The sequence below is a fragment of the Streptomyces sp. TRM70350 genome, from assembly GCF_019219825.1.
Taxonomy (GTDB): Bacteria; Actinomycetota; Actinomycetes; order Streptomycetales; family Streptomycetaceae; genus Streptomyces.
The window spans coordinates 1-1,798 of the sequence record NZ_JAHUXH010000082.1; the positions used below are offsets into that span (position 1 = coordinate 1).

1 protein-coding gene is annotated in these 1,798 nt (G+C 76.0%); it reads right to left on the minus strand.

Going from position 1 to position 1,798, the window contains the following annotated elements; genetic code table 11:
- Positions 1-1,798: amino acid adenylation domain-containing protein (locus KWI83_RS37615; protein WP_218518861.1), on the minus strand; the 1,798-nt coding region annotated here is incomplete at both ends.

The following is a 1,798-nucleotide window of genomic DNA, read 5'->3' on the forward strand; positions in this document are numbered from 1 at the left end:
TCCAGCTTCCCGTTCACCGTCAACGGCAACCGCTCCAGCACCACGAACGCCGCCGGCACCACCGACGCCGGGAGGACCTCGACTGCCCGGGCGCGCACGTCGTCGGGGGTGAGGGCGCCGGGGTCGCGGGGGACGACGTGGGCGACAAGGCGCCTGCCGCCGTCCGGGTCGTCGTGGGCGGTGACGACGCAGTGGCGGACGGAGGGCAGGGCGGCCAGGGCGGCCTCGATCTCGCGGGGTTCCACGCGGACTCCCCTGATCTTGACCTGGTCGTCGCTGCGGCCCAGGTACTCGATGCGGCCGTCGGCCGTCCAGCGGGCGAGGTCGCCGGTGCGGTACATGCGGCTGCCGGGCCGGCCGTAGGGATGGGCGACGAACCGTTCGGCGGTGAGGGCGCCTCGGCCGAGGTAGCCGCGGGCGAGGTGCAGGTCGCCGGCGAGGTAGAGCTCTCCCGTCGAGCCGGGCGGCAGGGGGCGCAGCGCGCGGTCCAGGATGTGGGCGGTGATGTTGCGCAGCGGTGAGCCGATGGTGGGCTCGGTGTCGTCGTCGGGGTCCAGGACCGCGCGGGTCGCGTAGACGGTGGCCTCGGTCGGCCCGTAGACGTTGAGTATCCGGCAGCCGGGGAAGGCGGCGCGGGTGTCGTGGACCAGCCGGGCGGTCAGGGCCTCGCCCGCGTACAGCAGGGTGCGGGGGCGCAGGGCGCGGGGCGGGGTGTCCGGGTCGGCGAGCAGGGCGGCCATGGCCGACGGCACCGTGCTCAGCAGGCCGGTGGCGGAGTCACCGTTCCGGGCGAGGGCCAGGACGTCGTCGGCCAGGTCGACGCGGCCGCCGCCGAGCAGCGGGGCGAACAGTTCGAAGGCGGAGACGTCGAAGCCGAGGGAGGTCGTGGCGGCGACGGACGCCAGCTCCGCGGGGCCGACTTCGCCGACGGCCCAGGCCGCCAGGTCGACGACGTTGCGGTGGGGTACGACGACGGCCTTGGGGCGTCCGGTGGAGCCGGAGGTGAACAGGGCGTAGGCGGCGTTGTCCGGGTACAGCGGGCGGACGCGGTCGGCGTCGGTGAGGTCGGCATCGGAGTACCGGGCCAGGGCGGCTTGGACGTCCGGGTCGTCGAGGACGGTGCACCGGTGGCCGTCCGGCAGGGCGGTGGCGGTCTCCCGCGTGGTCAGGACGAGGGCGGCGGCGGCATCGTCGAGCATGAGCGCGAGCCGCGGCGCCGGGTGGTCCGGGTCGAGCGGGAGGTAGGCGGCGCCGGCCTTGAGGACGGCGAGGACGGCGACGACCAGGTCGGGCGTGCGCGGCAGGGCGAGGCCCACCAGGTCCTCGGCACCGACGCCGGCCGCGACGAGGTGGCGGGCGAGCCGGTTGGCGCGCGCGTTGAGCTCGGCGTAGGCGAGGTCGGTACCGGCGTGCCGGAGGGCCGTGGCGTGCGGGGTGCGCGCGACCTGGGCCTGGAAGTGGTCCGGCAGGGTGCCGGGCAGGGCCGGGGCCGCGGTGTCGTTCCAGCGCTGGAGGGCGTGGTGCTCGCGGGGAGCGAGCAGGTCCGCGGCGCTCACCGGCCGGTCGGGGTGGGCGACGAGCTCGCGCAGGGCGCGGACCAGGCGGTCGGCGAGGGTCTGCGCGGTGTCGTGGTCGAAGAGGTCGGTGCTGTACTCCAGGACGCCGTCCACCCCCTGGGGCGTGCCGTCGGGGCCGCGGCTCTCGCGCAGGTGGAAGGAGAGGTCGAACTTGGACACGCCGATGTCGAGCGGTTCCGGGCGCACCCGCAGTCCGGGCAGGCCGAGTTCGGCGCGGGGCA